Annotated in this window: 10 protein-coding genes; 8 read left to right on the top strand and 2 right to left on the bottom strand. The window is 41.9% G+C overall.

Going from position 1 to position 18178, the window contains the following annotated elements:
- Positions 1 to 33 precede the first annotated feature (33 nt).
- Positions 34 to 2259: a CHASE2 domain-containing protein gene (locus HC643_RS32440; protein ID WP_038079986.1), complete on the top strand. Its 2226-nt coding sequence runs from the start codon at positions 34 to 36 to the stop codon at positions 2257 to 2259.
- A 468-nt stretch (positions 2260 to 2727) separates the two neighbouring features.
- On the opposite strand, the gene HC643_RS32435 is transcribed toward HC643_RS32440, so the two are convergent.
- Positions 2728 to 3258 carry a GNAT family N-acetyltransferase gene (locus tag HC643_RS32435; RefSeq protein ID WP_038079984.1) on the bottom strand — a complete coding sequence of 177 codons (531 nt, stop codon included), beginning with the start codon at positions 3256 to 3258 and terminating at the stop codon, positions 2728 to 2730.
- Positions 3259 to 3621: 363 nt separating this feature from the next.
- Between HC643_RS32435 and HC643_RS32430 the strand changes: the two genes are divergently transcribed.
- Positions 3622 to 9078, top strand: a complete 5457-nt coding sequence (locus HC643_RS32430; RefSeq protein WP_167844789.1) for a trifunctional serine/threonine-protein kinase/ATP-binding protein/sensor histidine kinase — start codon at positions 3622 to 3624, stop codon at positions 9076 to 9078.
- Here HC643_RS32430 and HC643_RS32425 read toward each other — a convergent pair.
- A complete protein-coding gene (locus tag HC643_RS32425) occupies positions 9075 to 10646 on the bottom strand; it encodes a B12-binding domain-containing radical SAM protein (RefSeq protein ID WP_038079977.1) in 1572 nt (523 codons plus the stop codon). The two genes, HC643_RS32430 and HC643_RS32425, sit on opposite strands and share 4 nt — an antisense overlap.
- 174 nt (positions 10647 to 10820) lie before the next feature.
- Between HC643_RS32425 and trpS the strand changes: the two genes are divergently transcribed.
- The 6 genes from trpS (at position 10821) to cas6 (ending at position 18071) form a co-directional block, all read left to right on the top strand.
- On the top strand, positions 10821 to 11834 hold the full coding sequence (gene trpS, locus HC643_RS32420; protein WP_038079976.1) for a tryptophan--tRNA ligase: 1014 nt from the start codon (positions 10821 to 10823) through the stop codon (positions 11832 to 11834).
- Between the two features lie 75 nt (positions 11835 to 11909).
- Positions 11910 to 12839 carry a methylenetetrahydrofolate reductase gene (locus HC643_RS32415; protein WP_038079966.1) on the top strand — a complete coding sequence of 310 codons (930 nt, stop codon included), beginning with the start codon at positions 11910 to 11912 and terminating at the stop codon, positions 12837 to 12839.
- Positions 12840 to 13275: 436 nt separating this feature from the next.
- Complete coding sequence (locus HC643_RS32410) at positions 13276 to 14430, top strand: DUF262 domain-containing protein (protein WP_038079993.1); 1155 nt, start codon at positions 13276 to 13278, stop codon at positions 14428 to 14430.
- Entirely contained in the window at positions 14427 to 15536 is a 1110-nt protein-coding gene (locus HC643_RS32405; protein ID WP_038079964.1) for an AAA family ATPase, read from the top strand. Before HC643_RS32410 ends, HC643_RS32405 begins: the two co-directional genes overlap by 4 nt.
- A 3-nt stretch (positions 15537 to 15539) precedes the next feature.
- The gene (locus HC643_RS32400) at positions 15540 to 16490 is read left to right on the top strand and encodes a hypothetical protein (protein WP_038079962.1); all 951 of its coding nucleotides are present in this window, start codon (positions 15540 to 15542) and stop codon (positions 16488 to 16490) included.
- Positions 16491 to 16955: 465 nt separating this feature from the next.
- Positions 16956 to 18071, top strand: coding sequence for a CRISPR-associated endoribonuclease Cas6 (gene cas6 / locus HC643_RS32395; RefSeq protein ID WP_038079992.1), 1116 nt, complete (start codon positions 16956 to 16958; stop codon positions 18069 to 18071).
- The last annotated feature ends 107 nt before the right edge of the window (positions 18072 to 18178 follow it).

Below are 18178 nucleotides of genomic sequence, written 5' to 3'. Positions count from 1 at the left end.
CATCTGCGGTTTCCTAATTTTTGATAAAAAATAATGATGTGGACAAAGCTGAAACCGCGAATTTGGCAATGGCGGGTTATTTTATTTGCATTTCCCAGTGTTACAGCCCTAACAATCGCACTCCGCTTAACTGGATTACTCCAATTATTAGAATTAGCAGCACTGGATCAATTTTTTCTCCTCCGACCTCGAGAGCCAGTTGATACACGTATTGTGATAGTTGATATTAACGAAGCAGATATTCGCAAACAAGGTCATTGGCCCATATCCGATCGAGAGCTTGCTAGAGTATTAGAGAAAATCAAACAGCAGCAACCTAGAGCCATAGGTTTAGATCTCTATCGAGATTTACCCGTAGAGCCCGGTCATCAAAAACTGCGCGAGGTCTTTGAGTCCACTCCCAATATAATTGGAGTACAAAAAGTTTCCGATACTTCCGACAGTTCTGCGGTCAATCCCTCTCCCATACTCAAACAACGCCAGCAAATTGGAGCCAACGATTTCCCCTTAGACAGCGATGGTAAAGTTCGGCGCGGATTGTTGTATCTAAATTTAAACGAGGAGGAGACTCTTGAAAGTTTTGGGTTAAAACTCGCATTGTTGTACTTAAAACCTGAAGGGATTACTGCAAAGCCAGCAAAAAGTAACTCCAATTACTTGCAATTGGGTGAAAGTGTTTTTTATACTTTTGAACCTAATGATGGGGGCTATGTCCGAGCGGATGCTGGTAGCTACCAAGTGCTGTTAAATTACCGGGGAGGGATACAGCAGTTTACCAAAATTTCCCTCACAAATGTTCAAGAAGACCGCATTCCGCCAGATTTAATGCGTGGCAAGGTGGTATTAATTGGAGCATCTGCTGAAAGTTTGAAAGATGTATTCTACACGCCTTATAGCAGTCATATATTAACTTCCCCCAAACGCATGGCGGGTGTAACAATTCATGCTAATTTAATCAGTCAAATTTTAAGTGCGGCTTTGGATAATCGTCCACTCATAAAATGCTTACCTGAGGTGCTAGAATGGTTGTTGATTTTAATTGCAGCAATCTTTGGTGCCACTTTGTGTTGGGTGCAACGACACAATAACACTCAGAAAAATATCACGATTGTCAGTATTTTCCTAGCCAGTTGCTGTCTGCTGGGTGGTAGCTTTATGGCGTTTCTAGCTGGTTGGTGGATTCCCGTTGTCCCTTCACTGCTAGCATTAGCAGGCTCGGCGATCGCTGTTACCCAGTATCTTGCCCAAAGTGCTACCGAAATGAGAAAAACTCTCGGTCGCTATCTGACAAATGAAATACTTGCAAATATATTAGAAACTCCTTCTGGTTTAAAGTTAGGGGGAGAGCGAAAAAAAGTCACAGTCCTTGTCTCCGACCTTAGAGGTTTCTCGGCTCTTTCCGAACAATTACCACCCGAACAAGTCGTCAACGTTCTCAATCTTTATTTAGGAGCCATGACAGATGTTATCGATCGCTACAAAGGGACAATTAGTGACTTTATGGGTGATGGCATCTTTGTCATGTTTGGTGCGCCCATAAATCGTAATGATGATTCCCAAAGAGCCATCGCCTGTGCTGTAGGAATGCAATTAGCAATGCAGCACGTGAACGAACAAATTCAGCAAATGAATTTACCAATGCTCGAAATGGGAATTGGGATCAATACAGGCGAGGTTGTGGCGGGGAACATCGGTTCTCAAAAACGCGCCCAGTACACAGTTATTGGCAGTCATGTCAATTTGGCAGCTCGAATCGAATCTTATACAGTGGGGGGACAAATTTTAATTTCCGAAAATACTCGCAAGGATGCTGATATTGACCTCCAGGTTACCGGACAGCTGCAAATAGAACCTAAAGGCATGAAAGAACCCGTGACAATTTTTGAAATTCGAGGCATTGGGGGTGATTATAACCTGTTCTTACCCCAAGATGATGAAGGCATCATCGATCTAGAGCAGGTCGTTCCAGTGGAATATACGGTTTTGCAGGGAAAACACGCAGTTGGAGCAGTATTTCAGGGGGAATTAGTGAGTCTTTCAGAAAAAGGGGCGCATTTGCGATCGCCACATTCTTTAGACATCCTCAGCAATCTAAAACTCAAATTATTAATTGAAGCAGACCTGGAAACAGAAGAAAAATACTTCTATGCCAAAGTCATCAAACAATCGGGAGATAGCGGATATCATTTTTTGATTCGGTTTACAGCTATTCCCCCAAGAGCGATCGCAGTTCTCAATACACTACGCAATACATCATAAAGGAGCATTCCAATGAGAGAAAAAACGCCGACGATTGGAAATCGCGGCTACACAAACAAAGAGGGAGCTACGCAGGCTTCAATCAAGTCCGCGCAGGCGGTGAGTCCAGCGCTACAGGGGGGTTTCCCACGCCCTGGCGACTGGTGAGACCAGCCCTGAAGGCGGGTTTCCCGCGCCCTGGGGACTGGCGAACCCGAAGGGACTTGGTTCGTATAGCCCTAGAATTCTGTTTTGAGGGCAATGTGCATTCATTGGGGTGCATGAAGTGCAGCAAACTTAAAATTTAGCCCGCGCAGGCGGGCTTTGTTTGTATAGCCCCACATTTCCAATGTGAGGGAATTTTAAGCGCAACTTCATATAGAACTGGTATTATCACGGTTATGCGCCGTTTATATGACAGCACATGGCTTAATGGCATTATCTTGAAAAAGAAAGATTATTTGTTGCAGTCGGGAGATCGCTTCTGGCTCAGTTGGGTTTCAAAAAGGTCAAACGGTAAATAAGTTCATCAGAAAATTTACCTTTGACAAACTCTGCGGTCTTATTAACGCTATATAGCTCAAAATCAAGATTCTCAAGCACCTTACGACAACCATAGTTTTGCTCGTTCACCGAAGCATAAAGAGCAGGAAAGTCAAAGCGCTCGCGAGCAAGGGCGATCGCTTTTGAGCAGTAAGCAGGCGCATACCCCCGTTTCTGAAAGTTTGCAAAAGTCATGAGACCAATTTCTGCGTAAGCGTCATCGAAAATACCTATCTCGACAACTCCAACAAACTGGCGTTGGGGAAGTACCGCCGCCCACTTGAGCCAAGTCATAGTATCGTTATCAGGTGATTTTTCCAGTGCAGCAAACTTGAACTTGTGCTTCAAATCCGAGAGAGTCGGTATCTCATCTTCTAAATATTCATATAAAATAGGGTCACTTAGATGTGAGTACAGCATCTCGGCGTGGTCTTCCGTCACTTTTTCTAGATCCAAGCTAATCGCAGCTTTGTTCATGTCTTATCTTCCTTGGAGGGGTCTACGAATGAAATAATTTAACGCTTAAGTCGTTTTTTAAAGCTGTACTTAGTTATAGAAGAATAATAATTCTACTGCAAGATCGTCGAACTATTTAAAGATGATAGATATCATTTTCTAATTCAGTTTGTGGCAATCCCCAAGAGCGATCGAAGTTCTCAGCCACGCGATTTCCTACAGGCGTTCCCTGTTCCTTTTTTTGTAATTTTGCAGTCTATAAGCAGGCTCTACTTCTTCAACCACAAGCAACTATTACTAGAACTTTAACAAAATTTAGCAATTAATACTAAACAGATGTTACCAATGTGGGAAAACTAAATTCAGAAATCATGATAAAGCAGTATGGCTGACACTCTTGTAAGAATTCCCGGATACAACATAACTGAAGAAATCTACAATGGTTCGAGAACTCTAGTTTATCGAGGATATCGAGAGATAGACTCATTACCTGTAGTCATTAAACTGCTGAAAAATCCTTATCCCAGCTTCAATGAACTAGTACAATTTCGCAATCAGTATACCATTGCCAAAAATCTTAACTCACCCTTCATTGTCCAAACTTATAACCTAGAACCTTATCAAAATAGCTATGGGTTGGTGATGGAAGATTACGGCGCGATTTCTTTAAAAGACTGGATTAGGGAAGGGGAAGTAACACTCTCGTTAAGGGAATTTTTACAAGTAGCGATCGCCTTATGCCATACCTTAAATTTACTCTATCAAGAGCGCATTATACACAAAGATATAAAACCCAGCAATATTTTAATTAACCCCGAAACCAAACAAGTCAAATTAATTGATTTTAGTATCGCTTCTCTACTCCCGAGAGAAACCCAAACTCTTGTCAATCCTAATGTAATAGAAGGGACGCTGAATTATATCTCTCCAGAACAAACGGGAAGAATGAATCGCGGGATAGATTATCGCACAGATTTTTATTCTTTGGGTGTTACTTTCTACGAATTACTGACAGGAAAATTGCCATTTACAGCACATGAGGCAATGGAATTGGTGCATTGTCATATTGCTAAAACCGCACCCTTGGTAGATAAAATTAATTCAAAAATTCCATCTGTGCTCTCAAAAATTGTTAGTAAATTGATGGCAAAGAATGCTGAAGATAGATATCAAAGTGCATTAGGACTGAAGTTTGATTTAGAAAAATGTTTGCATCAGCTGCAAGTTGACGGTAAGGTCGAAGACTTTGAAATTGCACGGAGAGATGTTTGCGATCGCTTCATTATCCCTGACAAACTTTACGGACGAGAAACTGAAGCATCAAGTCTGCTCCAAGCCTTTAAAAGAGTCAGCCTTGGTGCAACAGAAATGATGCTAGTTGCGGGCTTTTCCGGGATTGGCAAAACCGCCGTTATCAACGAAGTTCATAAACCCATTGTGCAGCAACGCGGTTACTTCATCAAAGGAAAATACGACCAGTTTAACCGTAACATTCCCTTCAGTGCCTTTGTACAAGCCTTTCGGCACTTGATGGGACAACTCTTGAGTGAAAATGATACTCAGCTAGCACAGTGGAAAGACAAAATCCTCTGTACTTTGGGTGAGAACGGACAAGTCCTCATTGAAGTCATCCCCGAACTCGAACAGATTATTGGCAAACAACCCGTAGCCCCAGAACTGAATGGCAGTGCTGCACAGAACCGCTTCAACTTGCTCTTTCAGAAATTCATTGCCATCTTCACCACAGCAGAACATCCGTTAGTCATGTTCCTCGATGACTTGCAGTGGGCAGATTCAGCTTCACTAAACTTGGTGCAAGTGTTGATGAGCCAAAATGCAGTGGGCTATTTGCTAATGATTGGGGCATATCGAGATAACGAAGTCTTTCCCGCTCATCCCCTAATGCTGACACTTGAAGAGATAAAGAAAGCCTCAGCAACTATCAGCACTCTCACCCTAGCTCCGTTAAGTCAATCTCACATCAATGATTTGGTTGCCGATACCCTCAGCTGTTCAAAAGTTTTAGCACAACCACTGACAGAGTTAGTTTATCAAAAAACCAAAGGCAACCCCTTCTTTGTCACGCAGTTTCTGAAAGCCTTGCATCATGAAGGCTGCATTGTCTATGACTTCAATATAGGACACTGGCAGTGCGATATGATAGCAGTGCGATCGCTCTCGCTTACTGATGATGTGGTTCAGTTTATGGCGCTGCAATTACAAAAGTTGCCACAAACCACTCAAGAGATACTCAAGTTAGCTGCTTGTGTGGGGGCGCAGTTCGATCTGGAAACATTGGCGATTGTTTCAGAAGAATCACCAACCGATGCAGCGACAGCATTGTGGAAAGCCTTGCAGGAAGGCTTGGTTTTACCCACAAGTCAGATTTACAAGTTTTTTCAAGGTGCGGAACAGTTTGAGGCAGAGAATACGGTGAATCCCACCTACCGCTTTTTGCACGATCGCGTTCAGCAAGCCGCTTACTCCCTGATTCCCGATGACCAACAGCAAGCCACTCATCTTAAAATTGGGCAATTGCTGTTGCAAAATACGGCACCTGAAACCGTAGAACTCAAAGTTTTTGATATTACCAATCAGTTGAACAATGGAATCGATTTGATCCATTGTATCGCCGAGCGATATGAGTTAGCTCAGTTGAATCTGATCGCTGGCAAAAAAGCAAAAGTTTCTACAGCTTATAAAGCAGCAGTTAAATACTGCACGATCGGGATTGAAATACTTCCCAAAGATAGTTGGGAAACTGCTTACGACCTTACATTTAAGTTGTATCGGGAATGTGCAGAGTGCGAATATATCACAGGGAGCATTGACAAAGCAGAATGGCTCTTCGAGCGAGCATTACAGTATGCCAAAAATAAATTCGATCTAGCAGAGATTTATGGCCTTCAACTAGCTCTAAGATCCAATCACGGCGAGAATTTACCTGCCAGTCATGAGGCTGCACTGAGTGGCTTGAGTGTTTTGGGAATGAACATCCCAGCAACCGATGAAGGTCAGCAAGCGCTGATCGAAACCACACTCAAGGAGATCCAGGACAAACTAGAAACCGTGCAACCCGCCGATCTATTCGATCTGCCTGTGATGACCGATCCAGCAAAGAAAGTATGTATGTCAATCCTCCCCGATCTATGGGGAGCTGCTTATGTTGGTGGCAAACAACTGCTTACAATTTTGAGCATCCTCTTAATGCTTCATACTTCATTAATCTATGGCAATACCGAAAGTTCGGGCTGTGCTTACTGCTTGTATGGGATGATGCTCGCGATTCAAGGAGACTATCGAAATGCGTATGAGTTTGGTAGGTTGGGACGAAAGCTCGATCGTCAATTCAATAGCATCAAGTTCATTCCCAAAACCAATAACGTTTTTGGTCATACAATCAATCCCTACAACAGACCCCTGGTTAAAAACGTGACAGTTTACCAACAAACCCTTCAAGCCAGTTATGAAACGGGTGACATTGGGTTTGGCATTTGGGCAGTAGTCTGTATTATTTGGACGATGTTGTTGAAAGGCGATCGCCTATCAGAGGTGTATGCCGAAACCGAGAAATACTTGAGCTACGTGCAACAAGTAAATAATGTGAATATGTCGCATGGATTTACCTTACAGCGGCAATTTCTCTTACACCTGCAAGGTTTGTTGGAAGAACCGGATCTCCTAGTTAATGGTACAGAGCGGGACATTGTTTGCCTTGATGTTTGGCAGAAGAATAATTTTGAAAGTGGTATCAATTGGTATTGCTTCTTAAAAATCCAACTATTGTACTTGTATGGTCGCTATGCCGAAGCCCTGGAAGTCGCTCATATTGCTGAAAAAACGCTAGCTTCTAATCTTGGTCTTTTTCCCATCATTTTATTCCACTTTTATTACCCGCTTAGTTTAGCCGCGCTTTATCCTCAAGCAACACCAGAGAATCAACAGCACTACTGGGATGTGATGCTGCAGCAGCGAAAACTTCTAGAAACCTGGACGCAAACCTGTCCTGAGAACTTTTTGCATCAATCACTGTTGCTGGCGGCTGAAATGGCGAGAGTTTCAGGTAACTACGTAGATGCGATCGTCTGTTACGATCGCGCTATTACCGCAGCCAAAGAAAATCACTTTACCCATATTGAAGCACTTGCCAACGAACTAGCAGCAAAGTTTTACTTGGAATGGGGTAAGGATCGCATTGCTCAGGAGTATATGACTCAAGCCTACTATGGCTATGTCCGTTGGGAAGCAAAAGCCAAAGTCACTGACTTGGAAAAACGCTATCCCCAACTGCTTGTCCCCATTCTGTTACAGGAAACTTGTTCTCCCCTTTACACTAACGAAACTACCTTTGTCTTGGGGAGTGTTACATCCACTAGTTCGGGCACTTCTAGCAACAATCTCTCAGATATCCTAGATTTAAAAGCTACTCTCAAAGCTTCCCAGACTCTTTCAGGTGAAATCGAACTCGAAAAACTGTTTTCATCGTTACTTTCTATCGTCATTGAAAATGCAGGGGCTGATAAATGCGTGTTAATGCTCTTGCGAGACAACCGCTTGCTAATCAAAGGCTCAATGAACGGGGAAACACACCCCGTCGTATTGCAGCAACTTCCGGTTGAAGATAGCCAAGACATTCCCCTGAAGCTGATTTACAAAGTCAAGAACAACAAGCAGACGGTTGTCCTGGTGGATGCGACAGCAGATCCTACCTTAGCCGACGACTCCTATATTGTTCGTCAGCAACCTAAAAGTATCTTATGTAGCCCGATTTTGCATCAGGGGAAGTTGATGGGCATTTTATATCTAGAAAATAATTTAGCAATGGGAGCTTTCACAAGCGATCGCGTCGAACTGCTCAACTTACTCTGCTCTCAAGCTGCTATTTCTTTAGAAAATGCTCGACTTTATGAACGTTCTCAGGAATATGCCCAACAACTAGAAACTGCTTTACAAAACCTGCAACAAGCACAATTACACATCATCCAAAGTGAGAAAATGTCTGCTTTGGGTAACTTAGTTGCTGGTGTTGCTCACGAAATGAATAATCCTTTAGGTTTTATTTTTGCCAGTCTCAAACAAGCTAAACCTACCTTCGTCGATATTGTGGAACACTTGAAACTCTATCAAAAAACTTTACCGAACAAGAGTGAAGAAATTCTCAACCACGAATCAGAAATCGACTTGGAATATAGCTTAGAAGACTTGCCCAAAATGCTTGATTCCATGACTGTAGCATGCGACAGGCTCAAAAATATCAGCACCAGTTTACGTACTTTTTCCCGTGCCGATAAAGATTACAAAGTACCGTTTTACATTCATGAAGGCATTGATAGCACTCTTCTCATTCTCAAACACCGTCTCAAAGCTAACGAATACCGTCCTGCCATTGAAGTCGTGACTCACTACGGTAATTTACCTCAAATTGAATGTTTTCCAGGACAATTAAATCAGGTATTTATGAATATTTTAGCTAATGCTATTGATGCATTAGAGGAGTCGAATCGCGGACAGAATCTTGAAGAAACTAAAGCTCAACCCAACCAAATTACTGTTACAACTTTAGTAGAAAATAATCTGGTTAAAATTGCTATTGCTGATAATGGCAAGGGGATGAGTGAATCAGTCAGACAGAAGATATTTGACCATTTATTTACTACGAAAGCTGTGGGAAAAGGAACGGGGTTGGGATTGGCGATCGCTCGGCAAATTGTTGAAGAAACGCACGGTGGCAAATTGAGTTGCAATTCTGTTCTTGGAAAGGGGACAGAATTTCTTATTGAAATTCCCATGTCAGTCAGTACAAGTCAATCAGCTAAAAATACAGAGCACTTTCCATGCTAAACCGTTTTTAGCTCATAACTTTTTTCCTTCTGGTGTGTCTCCTTTGCACGGCGTAATGCAGCTAGCTGCGCCTGTAACTGCGCTTTAACTTGATGTCTGTAGGTAAAAAAGTGCTCTCCAATACCTAAAGCTGTTAAATAATCATAGATAAGACGGGGTTTGGCAAGAGCGATCGCTATTAATTGCCACCAATACCTAAACCTTGTAGAACGCACTACACCCTGACGCCAGCACAATGCTGCAAATAAGCGGATTTCAGGCCATGTTATCGGACGATTGGTTTTTCCACGCCAGCCCTTCATCATCATCATGTGACGGAAAGTTCGTTTGAGATAGGGCATGGGTTCGTAAATAGACCAAAACGCGTCGATGTATTCCTCAGTAATTTCTTCGACTGGGCGTGTTGGTACAAAATTCATAATTGCACCTTGATGAAATGTCCCCAACCCATCCAGCAGTCGTCCTTCTTGCTGCAAGCGGTTCCACATAGCAGTATTTTGCAATGCTTGTAGCAAGCTAAATTGTCCTTGGGGAATTCCTGTCTCTTCGATAAACTCCCGAATCCTTTTACCTGCACCAGGACGTTCGTTGTCAAAGCCCATAATGAAACCAGACATGATCTGCAATCCTGCTCGCGTAATTTTATGGCATGACTCAACTAAACTTTGACGCGTGTTCTGAACTTTGTGAATGCCCAATAGGCTATCTGTATCTGGTGTTTCAATACCCATGAATACAACAGTGAAACCAGCTTTCACCATTAACTCAATGAGTTCATCGTCTTCTGCCAAGTTCAAAGAAGCTTCTGTGACCAAGATAAAAGGATAATTGTGTTGTTCCATCCAAGGGATAAGCGATCGCAAAAATACTTTAGCGTTGCGTTTGTTCCCAATAAAATTGTCATCTACAACAAACACATACCGCCGCCAACCCAGATCGTAGAGGACTTGAAACTCCCTCAGCATCTGTTCTGGTGTTTTTGTACGGGGCTTACGTCCATACAAGTTGATGATGTCGCAAAACTCGCACTGAAAAGGACAACCGCGTGAAAACTGTACGGTAATGGCTAGGTACGCGTTTAAATCCAGTAAGTCAAAGCGGGCTATGGGAGTTTGCGTCACATCCGGTTTTTCTGTAGCGCGGAAAATTCCCCCTTCGTCTCCCCGTGCTAAAGCTTGCAAAAACATGGGAATAGTGCATTCCCCTTCATCCAAAATAAGATAATTAGCTCCTGCTTCCAGAGCAAATTCCGGTACTGATGTGGGGAATGGTCCGCCAACTGCAACTTTTTTACCTAACGCAATTCCTTTTTGAATCAATTCCTGAAAATCCTGTTTTTGGATTATCATTGCAGAGATAATCACCAGATCGCACCATGCCCAATCATCATCTGTCTCCAGACGGATATTACGGTCTACCAACCGAATTTCCCAATCAGCAGGCAACAATGCAGCTACTGTAATTAAGCCCAAGGGCGGATTTGTAGTGCGTAAACCTGACAACTTGAGTGTTTCCTGGTAAGACCAGAAAGAATTAGGCATTATTGGCCAGAGGAGTAAAGCTTTCATAGAGCACACACCTCGGAGTGTTCAAAATACTTAAACTTTAGGTTACTGCTACTTTGCTTCAAAAGAGCTTACGTTTTGTCTATTTTTGTAAACTAATTGTTAGTGGTTAGTCGTTAGTTGCTATTTATGCTTCCACTAACCGCTAACCACTAACTACTAACTAAAGTAAAATTCATGAGCAACAAGCAACGAGTCTTTTCTGGCGTTCAACCTACGGGCAATCTACATTTGGGTAACTACTTAGGTGCTATCAATAACTGGGTGGAAATCCAAAACCAGTACGATAATTTCTTTTGTGTGGTAGATTTACATGCCATCACAGCACCGCACAATCCAGCAACCCTGGCATCAGATAGCTACACGATCGCAGCTCTCTATCTTGCGTGTGGTATCGATCTAAGCCACTCTACTATCTTTATACAATCTCACGTATCTGCCCATAGCGAACTGACTTGGTTGCTTAACTGTATCACTCCCCTAAACTGGCTGGAAGATATGATTCAGTTTAAAGAAAAGGCAGTGAAGCAGGGAGAAAACGTTAATACGGGTTTGTTAGACTACCCAGTGTTAATGGCTTCCGATATTTTACTCTACCAAACAGATAAAGTTCCAGTCGGTGAGGACCAAAAGCAACATTTGGAATTGACACGGGATATTGTCAACCGATTTAACCACTTGTTTGCCAAACCGGATCGTCCCGTGCTGAAGTTACCAGAACCCTTAATCCGTAAAGAAGGCGCTAGGGTCATGAGTTTGACAGATGGTACAAAGAAAATGTCAAAGTCCGATCCATCAGAATTGAGCCGGATTAATCTGTTAGATTCTCCTGATGAGATTGCCAAGAAAATTAAGCGGTGTAAAACAGATCCAGTTCGAGGTTTGGAGTTTGATAATCCAGAACGTCCTGAAAGTAACAATTTGTTAACGCTGTATATGCTGCTTTCTGGCAAGACCAAGGAAGAGGTTGCGGCTGAATGTCGGGATATGGGCTGGGGGCAATTTAAGCCTTTGTTTACGGATGTGGTCAATGCAGCGTTGAAACCCATTCAGGATAAGTACCGCGCAATAGTTGATGATAAAGGCTACCTTGAGTCCGTATTGCGCGAAGGCAAGCAGAAAGCTGAATCTGCTGCCAACGAAACAGTTACACAGGTTAAGAAAGCCATGGGTTACTCATTACCACTGTAGCAGTTTTACATATTTAATTTTAGATTTTAGATGGACTGTACATCTAAGGTCTAAAATTAACCTCTTCCAATTTTTATGCACAACATCTTGACAACCACTCCCTTAAGTTCATTTCGCGCAGCCGCACAAGCGGGGGAGTTTCTCGTGACTGCTGAGGTTGCGCCTCCTAAAGGGGGAGATCCAACACATATGATTGAAATGGCGGCGACCCTTAAGGGGAGGGTTCATGCCGTCAACATCACAGATGGTAGCCGTGCTGTGCTGCGGATGTCTTCGCTTGTGGCATCAGCTATTTTGTTACAGAATGGAATTGAGCCGATTTGTCAGATTGCGTGTCGCGATCGCAACCGGATTGGTTTGCAAGCCGACCTTATGGGTGCTCACGCTTTGGGTATTCATAATATCCTCGCTTTGACTGGTGACCCCGTGAAAGCAGGAGACCACCCAGAAGCCAAAGGAGTTTTTGATTTAGAGTCAATACGCTTGCTACAAATGATACAGAAACTCAATCACGGTGTTGATTGCAACGAGCAACCTTTAACAGATGGAGCGCTAAACTTATTTCCCGGTGCAGCTGTTGACCCGCAATGTAACAGTTGGTCCGGATTGCAAAGCCGATTTGATCGCAAACTAGAAGCAGGAGCGCAATTCTTTCAAAGTCAGTTAATTACAGATTTTGAACGGCTGGAAAAGTTTATGGATCAAATAGCTGGTGGTTGTAACAAACCGATTTTAGCTGGAATTTTTCTTTTAAAATCAGCTAAGAACGCTCAATTTATCAATCGATGCGTACCGGGTGTAAATATTCCCCAAGACATCATCGATCGATTGGCAAAAGCTAAAAAACCTTTAGAAGAAGGGATGAAAATTGCAGCCGAACAAGTGCAAGTAGCGCGTCAATTGTGTCATGGAGTTCACATGATGGCAGTGAAGCGTGAAGATTTGATTCCACAAATTTTGGATTTGGCAGGAGTTGCGCCAGTGAATTTAGTTGTATCTAAGTAAACTGGTCAATAGATTTTTTAGTAGAGCAGCTAGAATAACTAGCTGCTTTTGTATATGAGATTATGTAATTTCCTTAATAAAACCTTTGCCAAAACACCCTCACTCTAGAAGAGTGGGGCTATACAAACAAAGCCCACCTGCGTGGGCTAAAACCTAGAGCCCACGCAGGTGGGCAACATTTATGTAGCCACAGTGAATTTAGTTGTATCTAAGTAAGGCTATATACTAAACATCTCCAAAAATGATGTAGAGACGCGCTATGGCGCGTCTTTATAAGGGTGAAATATAATCCACAATTAATTCTGAGGGTATCTGTTTATTAACAAAATTGCTAGAATAACTAAGTCTTATAAGCAAATTCAACTTGTATGATTTTGATCTCTTTGTTTTTCATTATGAGAGACTAGTAAGTGTTAATACTAAAGGAGTTACCTTTGTGATTAAGACCCAAACATCCAATCCAGAGCTTTTTGATGAGAACATGGATTTTGAAGAAGACACAGATATTGACCAAGAAGAGGAAATTACTGAACCATTTGATCCTACACAAATTAGAGTAGATACTAGACCAATGACTATCGATCTTGTTCTTGATAGAATTAAATATGAAGAAATTAATTTAACTCCTGATTTTCAACGTCACGCTGACATTTGGACGGATATTTCTAAAAGTAGGCTTATAGAATCTATTCTTATCCGGATTCCACTACCTGCTTTTTATTTGGATGCAACAGATGATGATAAATGGTTAGTCATAGATGGCCTGCAACGCTTAACAGCTATTAAGAGATTTGTTATTGATAACGATCTCAGATTAAAAGGGCTAGAGTTTCTTACTAATTTAAAAAATAAAAATTATAATGAGCTACCCCGACACTATCAACGTCGAATTAAAGAGACTGTCATTACAGTTTATTTAATCGAAAAAGGTACACCTCCCGAAGTCAAATTTAACATTTTCAAACGTATTAATACTGGTGGGTTACCGCTATCACTACAAGAAATCCGTCATGCTTTGAATCAAGGACAAGCAGCCAACCTTTTGGCTAAACTTGCAGATTCAGCAGAGTTCAAGCTAGTAACAGGTCTTCAAAAGACAAAAACTCGAAAATATCTTCGTATGGAAGATCGAAATTTTGTCCTTCGATTTTTAGCTTTTATGCTTACTCCATATAATAATTATCAAGCTAAAAGTTTAGACGTTTTTCTGAATGAAACAATGTCTAGTATAAATCAAATGTCTCAGCAAGAGATAAATTTGTTAGAACAAAATTTTATACGAGCAATGAAAGTAGCATTTGACATTTTCGGTGAATATGCTTTTCGCAAACGTTCAAAAGATAAACTTACTCAAAAAAATCCCATTAATAAAGCATTGTTTGATGCTTGGGCAGTCAATCTCAGTCATCTTCAAGAGCAACAAATTTATAATTTAAAAGAGCGAAAAGAAGATTTAATAGATAGATTTATCGATATCATGGATAATGATAAAGAATTTATGGGATCGATTTCTCAAGGAACTGATAGTATTACCAAAGTCAAGTATAGGTTTAGAATAATTGAACAATTAATCCAAGAAGTATTGTTATGATTTGTTCGATCCGCTTAAAAAACTTCAAACCTTTTGAAGAGCAATTTCTTCATTTCAGAAATCTTACATTACTTTCTGGTCTTAACAGTACTGGCAAATCTTCTGTTCTTCAAGCATTTGGTCTGCTACGCCAAGCATACCAACAAGATTTATTACCAATGAGAGGGTTAGCTCTTAACGGTGAACTGGTCTGTATTGGTACAGCTCAAGATGCTCTCTTCCAAGGAGCACAAGACGATTCTATTAGTTTTGAACTGATTTGGGAAGACGGCAAGAAGGGAATATGGGTTTTTAATTATAATCCAGCCGGAGATGTCCTAACTCTAACCTCAGAACCAGCCCCTCTTGATGTTTATAAATCAAATCTTTTCAATGATAACTTCCATTATCTTCAAGCAGAACGTGTTGGACCTCGCACATACTTTGAAATATCAGATTATCAAGTACGGCAACATCAACAAATAGGAAGTAGAGGTGAGTATACTGCTCATTTTCTTTCAGTATATAGGGACAAAGAGATTCCCATCTCTCGTTTGAGCCATTCCTTAGCCAAGTCACTTAATTTGAGAGATCAAGTGGAGGCATGGATAGGAGAAGTAAGCCCAGGAACACGCATAGAGATTCAATCGAACCCAGATATGGATTTGGTAAGCTTTCAATATTCTTATGGATTGGGAAACCCTCACCGAGCGACCAACGTTGGTTTCGGAATTACATATACCTTACCTATTATTGTAGCTATACTGGCATCTGAACCTGGTACATTAATTTTAATTGAGAATCCAGAAGCACATCTGCATCCAAAAGGACAAGCAAAGATGGGGGAGTTACTGGCGCTTGCAGCTAGTTGTGGTGTTCAAGCAGTAATTGAAACTCATAGCGATCATGTTTTAAATGGCATTCGTCTTGCTGTTCATAGCGGTAAGCTTGCTCCTGAAGATGTTCAGTTGCACTACTTTCAACGTCGAGAAAAAGAGGGACTAGCCTTTACTGAAGTCGTTTCACCAAGAATTGATAGAAACGGACGAATTGACAAATGGCCAGATGGCTTCTTTGACGAGTGGGAAAAAAGCTTGGATGCATTGTTAGAACCAGCAGGAGAATGAGACGTGGATTTTGATGTCATATTAAATGAATTGTCTTTACAAAATCCTGCACCTAATGAAGCAATAGCACGACAATGGATGTCTAATTTTATTAGCACTATAAAGGCAATCAAGGATAGAGGGATAAAGGTAAGTCTTCGCACTAAGGATGATTTTCATACTACCTTACTTGCGCCTAATTACCCTCTTCGCCGCTGGCTGAATGATAAAGAAGTAGACCAAATAGAGCGAGGTTTTATCAAAACTCTTGCAACTAAAAGCCCTTTTTCAACAGATCTCATAAATTCAGCGATTTTGAACATTGAGAATAACATAGGTTTATCTGAATTTTGCTATCAAGGAGAGCAAGTTATTGGACTTGGAGTTGCTCATATTCTTGACACAATATCAGTCAGCTTACTTTCAGACGAGAAGTGGAATTGCAGATACGTAAATTTAGAATTTAGAAGGATAGATGAAGATGGAGAGTTGATTGATGAGGTTGTAAAAATCGTTCATGCTAGTTGTAAAGAGCACATACAAAAACATAGTGAATGGTTTAAATACCGTATTCGTACCACAGTTCTGGACGGATTAGATATTTGGAATTTAAGAGAGGATCTCTTCCCAAATCTTGTATTTTGCGATGATGTCTATAAGCAAGTACAAAGCCTTAACAGTGGTAACCCAATACTACGGCAAGTCATAAAGCGTTTGTTTGAAATGGAAGAAACCTGCAAAAACTGGACAGATGGAGTATTTGATATGGACAGTCTTCCTTGCAAGGTTTCTCCGGAAAGTGACTCAAGGCTGAAGCGATTGAAAAAGGAATTAACTTTTAAATGTCCTGATGGCAACGAGCGTGTTTTCAGTTTGCACGTTCGCATGACACCAGGGGCTTGGCGACTTCACTTTTCCGTGGACTTAGGACCAGGAAAAATCATCATTGGCTACATTGGACTGAAAATTATGTAATTTCCTTAATAAAACCTTTGCCAAAACACCCTCACTCTAGAAGAGTGGACGGCAGGCGCTACAACGGGGGGAACCCAGAGCAGAGCAGTCGCCTCAACGGGGGGCATTGGGTTCCCCACGAAGTGGGGTTGGGCGGAAACCCCCCGAAGTTTGCTATTGGGGAGACAGTGCGTTGCGGAGGTTTCCTCCGTTGAAGCACCTGTCGTCTTTACCCAAGTGAAGCATCTGACGTGGAAACCCCCAAACCGCAACTTCTCTGGGCACGGCGCTGCTCTGGGCAACGCGCTGCCTCGGCTATACAAACAAAGCCCACCTGCATGGGCTCTGGGTTTTAGCCCACGCAGGTGGGCTTCCTTTATGTAGCCACAGACTTCCAGTCTGTAGGGCTTGTCAATAAAAATTTATTACTTTATCCCCAGCAGGGGATGAATGCAAGATAAAATACAAAAAAACTCAAATACCATCATGCCCCAACGCTCTCCAACAAAGCCAAGTAAACCTCAGTCTCGCCCAAAATGGTCGCCAGACACAGAATTGATGGGCTTGATGTTTGAGTTAGTTCCCCAAAAAGATTCTTATCTTTACGCCCAATACACTATCGGACTTCATGCCTGGTTTCTCGATCGCGTGCGTTCTACAGACCCTGAACTGTCAGCATACTTGCATGATGGAGAATCCGAAAAACCGTTTACTATCTCAGCATTAGATGGAGAGATAACCAGTAGCGGCAGACAAATACGACTACTTGCAAACACTTCTTATCATTGGTACGTCACAGCTTTATCCAGTAGAGTACAAAAGTGGATGGCGCAGTGGGTAAAAAAGTTACCTTCTTCAGTTGATTTGCGAGACGCCCCCTTAACTATAGCTTCCTGTCAAATTTCACATCCTCCTACAACTTATGCCGCACTGTTAGATTCTGAGTACGGTGGAACGATCTCCTTAACATTTCTGAGCCCTACTAGTTTCCGTCGCAAAGGTCATCATTTACCTCTACCCGTTCCAGTTAACATTTTTCACAGCTACCTAAGGCGTTGGAACGACTTTTCCGGGATACCTGTTGACCAAGATGCTTTTCTGGCTTGGGTAGACGACAATGTCTTGATTAATCGTTGTCAGGTAACAACTGTAAAGGTATTAGCAGGTAAAAAAGGTGCAGTTACGGGATTTACTGGGGCAATTGAGTTAAGTTTGAAGAAAGAAGCAGCACAAGAACCAGAGTTCGAGCAGTTATTTTATGCTTTGGGGAAACTCGCATTTTATTGCGGAACCGGTCATAAAACTACTTTTGGCTTGGGACAAACACGTTTGGGTTGGTCATCTGAAGTTCCGCAAGATATACCTGATGTAGAAAGTGTGTTGGCAAAACGAATTGAGGATTTGGTAGAAATTTTTAGGGCACAACGCAAGCGAACTGGAGGAGATCGTGCGGATGAAATAGCCTCGAAATGGGCAACTATCTTGGCAAGGCGGGAGATGGGAGAGTCTTTGCAGGTAGTGGCACAAGATTTGGAGATGCCTTATGAAACAGTCAAGACTTATGCGAAATTGGCACGACGGGCTTTAAAAGAACAAGAGTAAAGCTATATTACATTTTGTTTGGAAATCTTTGACAAAAGATTCCGATAATATATAGCAGCCCTAAATCCTTTGGAATAAATTTTAATGATTGTAAAGCTGATAACACC

It is taken from the genome of Tolypothrix bouteillei VB521301, assembly GCF_000760695.4.
Lineage (GTDB): Bacteria > Cyanobacteriota > Cyanobacteriia > Cyanobacteriales > Nostocaceae > Scytonema > Scytonema bouteillei_A.
This window is presented reverse-complemented; position numbering and strand designations above follow the sequence as displayed.